Annotated in this window: 7 protein-coding genes and 1 pseudogene; 4 read left to right on the top strand and 4 right to left on the bottom strand. The window is 67.1% G+C overall.

Annotated elements, in window-relative coordinates:
* Nucleotides 1–679: GGDEF domain-containing protein (locus tag E4L96_RS05065; protein WP_135206134.1), on the top strand; the 679-nt coding region annotated here is incomplete at its 5' end.
* Between the two features lie 14 nt (nucleotides 680–693).
* Here E4L96_RS05065 and E4L96_RS05060 read toward each other — a convergent pair.
* The gene (locus E4L96_RS05060) at nucleotides 694–987 is read right to left on the bottom strand and encodes a hypothetical protein (protein WP_181017587.1); all 294 of its coding nucleotides are present in this window, start codon (nucleotides 985–987) and stop codon (nucleotides 694–696) included.
* A gap of 313 nt (nucleotides 988–1300) precedes the next feature.
* Between E4L96_RS05060 and E4L96_RS05055 the strand changes: the two genes are divergently transcribed.
* Nucleotides 1301–1582: a hypothetical protein gene (locus tag E4L96_RS05055; RefSeq protein ID WP_135206133.1), complete on the top strand. Its 282-nt coding sequence runs from the start codon at nucleotides 1301–1303 to the stop codon at nucleotides 1580–1582.
* Between the two features lie 292 nt (nucleotides 1583–1874).
* On the opposite strand, the gene E4L96_RS05050 is transcribed toward E4L96_RS05055, so the two are convergent.
* From E4L96_RS05050 to E4L96_RS05040, 3 genes are all read right to left on the bottom strand, one after another.
* Nucleotides 1875–2123 (bottom strand): hypothetical protein, encoded by a 249-nt coding sequence (locus E4L96_RS05050; RefSeq protein WP_135206132.1) that lies wholly within the window; start codon nucleotides 2121–2123, stop codon nucleotides 1875–1877.
* Between the two features lie 106 nt (nucleotides 2124–2229).
* Nucleotides 2230–2493, bottom strand: coding sequence for a translation initiation factor IF-1 (infA, locus tag E4L96_RS05045; protein WP_135206131.1), 264 nt, complete (start codon nucleotides 2491–2493; stop codon nucleotides 2230–2232).
* Nucleotide 2494: 1 nt separating this feature from the next.
* The gene (locus tag E4L96_RS05040) at nucleotides 2495–2725 is read right to left on the bottom strand and encodes a cold-shock protein (RefSeq protein WP_135206130.1); all 231 of its coding nucleotides are present in this window, start codon (nucleotides 2723–2725) and stop codon (nucleotides 2495–2497) included.
* A 254-nt stretch (nucleotides 2726–2979) separates the two neighbouring features.
* Here E4L96_RS05040 and E4L96_RS05035 point away from each other — a divergent pair, with 254 nt between their 5' ends.
* Both E4L96_RS05035 and E4L96_RS05030 read left to right on the top strand, forming a co-directional pair.
* Nucleotides 2980–3396, top strand: a complete 417-nt coding sequence (locus tag E4L96_RS05035; protein WP_135206129.1) for a ribbon-helix-helix domain-containing protein — start codon at nucleotides 2980–2982, stop codon at nucleotides 3394–3396.
* An 11-nt stretch (nucleotides 3397–3407) separates the two neighbouring features.
* A pseudogene (locus tag E4L96_RS05030) lies at nucleotides 3408–3620 on the top strand (hypothetical protein); the annotation flags it as partial.

Below are 3620 nucleotides of genomic sequence, written 5' to 3'. Positions count from 1 at the left end.
GGCCGCCACCGCGCCGGCGGCGGTCCAGACCCAGCGGCTGGCCCTGGACGCCATCCTCGAACTGACCGCCGCCACGCTGGGCCGCATCGGCGTGCGCGACGCGCTGGAGCAGCTGGTGACGACGCAGTACGAGCAGATCGCGGGGACCGCGCAGGAACATGCCGACGAGCTGGCGCGCCGCGATGCGGCCGCGCGCGAGATGCTGGCACTGTCGCTGACTGATGTCCTGACGGGTTTGAACAACCGGCGCGGCTTCTTCGCCCGCGCCGAACCCCTGTTCCGCCTGGCCCAGCGCCAGCACACCGGCAGCGCCGTCGTGTATGCGGACATCGACGGGCTCAAGCCAGTCAACGATGCGCTGGGGCACGCCGTGGGCGACGGCATGATCCGCGACGCCGCCAGCGTGCTGCGCGCCTCGCTGCGCGAAGCGGATGTGCTGGCCCGTCTGGGTGGCGATGAATTCGTCGCCTATGCGGTCGATGAAGCGCAGCCGCATGCCATCCTCGCGCGCCTGCAGGCCAATCTGAAGGCGTTCAACCTGATGCAGGAGCGGCCGTACGAATTGTCGTTCAGCGTGGGCCTGGTGTCCTGCGATCCGGCCGGCCACAGTGCCCTGAGCGAATCGGTCCAGCAGGCCGACCGTGCCATGTACGAGCACAAGCGGCGGCGCCTGCACTAGCGCGCGGCCCCGAGTCAGCTGGCGTGGTCGGGGGCGTCGGGGCCGGGCTCGCCGTCCTGGCGCTGGTCTTGCGACCACTGGCGCGCCGCGGCCGCGCTTTCGGCGTCGATACTGAAGGCGACCGCGTCGGCCGCCTCCTCCGCCGTTTCCGGCGGATCGAGCATATCGGCCACCATCGCGCGCAGTTCTTCCGTGTCCCATGCCTGCCCCGCCCTCTGGCGCACCCGGATGTAGTGCCGGATCTCCTGGTCCTGCTCGGCGGTGAGCGGCAGGCTATGGAAGGTGTGCGCAGGATTGGACGGGATCATGATGGACTCGCGAGAAAGGAACAGGGCAGCGTTCACACTACGCGCAAAAGATGGGACCCGGCGCTCAGGACACGGAACGGGTGTCGAGGACCGCGCTGGCCGCGGTGCCGGGACCCAGGGCAGACGCCATGGGCATCCAGGCGGGAGTGGGAGAAGTGCCGGCGGGACCGGGCGTGGCGGCGCCAGGTCCGGCCACCCCACCCTGCCCGCATCAGGACGCGCCTGGCGTGCGCGGCACCGCAGACGCGGAATTCAGTTGACGGCGCACCCGTTCGGGCGCATCGTGTATCAGCTTGTCCATCAGGAGAACGCCATGCCTTACGCGCAGACTCAGCGCTTGCGCCCCGAGCCACTCGCGCGCGCCGACGAGGCGGCGCTGGATGAAGCCCTGGCGGAGACTTTCCCGGCCAGCGATCCCATCGCTGTCACCTTTCACGCCCTACCTGCCAACCCGGAGTCCGCCATGACCAAGAATCACGACACTCACAAGACCGACAAGAAAGCCCCGCTCAAGAACGCCCGCGAGAAGCGCGCGGCCAAAAAAGCGAAGAAGGAAGAACTCAAGCGCATCTCGACCACGCACCTGATTCACTGATGGCCCCCGTCCCGATGGTAACTGGAGCGCAGGCCGCCCAGCCGGAGCGCCTGCCCACGGCGCGCGGCGTCGCGGCCCTGCGCCGGCAGCAAACGGCCACCCGGCGCTCCAATGAAGACACACAGGATCGCCAGCGCGAACGGCGCCGCAGCGCGGACGGGGAAAGATAAGGGCGCGGTAGGGGTGGACGAATACCAGCACACCCCCCCGCCTGCAAGCCGCCATCTTGCGTGGCATGACGCCGAACGCCGACAGTGTGGATGTCCCTGGCGCCGGTCCGTGAAAGCGGCGTCTAGCGCCAGCTCAGGCGGGATTGAATCTGCGGCCAGGGCAAGGGATTCTCATCGACCCAGGCCCGGCCGGCTTGAAAGGCCGCGTCGCTGGCATGGACCTGATCGGCCAGCTCGCCGTGCGGTGTTTCCACACGCAGGCGCGTCACGCAGGAGCGCAGCATACGGACCAGCAGCACGACGCTGGTCTGCCGGTCCAGCACTCTCCAGGTGACCTCGATGGTATGGCCCCGATAACGTTGCATGCTCATGATGGTCTCCAGATGATGGCCGGCAGTTCACCGACCATATCACCGCCCGGCACGACGCGGGCGACCTGTTTTCCTACCGTGTGTGCATTCCGATAGCCTGCGCGCATCAACGGCGCTGGTAGGGGCGGCGCGTGGCTGCCTGTTTCGGCGTGTCGATGTGGCGGAACGTGATGCGCCCCTTGCTCAGGTCATAGGCCGACAGTTCCAGCGTGACGCGGTCACCAGCCAGGATGCGGATGAAATTCTTCTTCATGCGGCCGGCGGAGTAGGCGACCAGGGAGTGGCCGTTTTCCAGTTCGACGCGGAAGCGGCTGTCGGGCAGGATCTCCTGCACCACGCCTTGCATCTCGATGAGCTCTTCCTTGGCCATCTCAGATCCGGCGCACGATGTGAATGTGGGTGGCACGGCCGCCGCAATCGGCTTCGTCCAGGCGGTAGGACACCAGCTGGGCTTCCAGGCTGCCGGGAGGCTGCAGATGGACGAAATCGGCGATATCGGCCAGGACATCGTGCCCGCCGCTGTCCGGGCGGATCTGGCCAATGCCTTTCAGGCGGCTGAACCAGTGGATGGTGCCGGTGTGGGTATTCGTGTATGTGTTCATGGGATGCTCCTTGCTGTGGACGAACGGACCCGTTCTCAAGTAGAGCCAATGGTCGAGGATCGGACAGGAATGGCCGGGAGGCCGAGACAGGAAGGAAACCGGACGGTGACAGAGTACCGAAGTGGGGCCACCAGTGTACACGGCAATCATGGTTTCGCCTAATGCCGGCGCGCTGTGCCGAAACAGCTTGCAATCGGGCGGAACGTCGCAAAGTACGCTGAGCATACTCCCGTGAGAGTATGAGGAGCCCCACCATGAAATTCGGAACTGCCCTTCAGCGCTTGCCGGACAGCGACAAGGTGACCGTGAACGTCGGCCTGGTCGACCTGGCCCAGCTCGACCTGCTGGTGCAGGAAGGGTTCTATGCGAACCGCACGGACTTTGTCCGCACCGCTATCCGCAACCAGCTGCGCCTGCATGCGGACGCACTGCAGCAGACGGTGGCTCACAAACACTTCGTGCTCGGCCAGCAGCGCTATGCGCGGCCGGACCTCGAAGCGGCCGTCGCCGCCGGCCGGCGCCTGGAGATCCAGGTGCTGGGGCTGGCCGTGATCGACAACGAGGTCACGCCGGACCTGGCGGATGCGGCTATCGCCAGCATTCACGTATTGGGCGCCTTTGTCGCCTCTCCCGAAGTGCGCCAGCGGCTGGCGGACCGGACCCACACCTGAACAGGACAACCATGAAGCCACTCGACGATTTCCTGCAGCAGATGCTGCACTCCACGGGCCGCGTGCGCGCGCACGATCCCGCTGGCGCCACCGGCATCATCCAGCGCGCGCTGCGCGATGCCGGGCTGCTGCCAGCGACCACAGCGGCGCCACCGGCCCCGGACGAACCGGCCACATTTGTCGATCTCAACAGCCCGCCGCCGCCGCAGGCGCGTGCCCGGCGG

Origin of the sequence: Zemynaea arenosa (assembly GCF_004614185.1) — a bacterium.
Classification (GTDB): domain Bacteria; phylum Pseudomonadota; class Gammaproteobacteria; order Burkholderiales; family Burkholderiaceae_D; genus Telluria; species Telluria arenosa.
The sequence above is the reverse complement of the archived record's forward strand: the minus strand, read 5'-3'. Positions and strand labels throughout refer to the sequence as shown.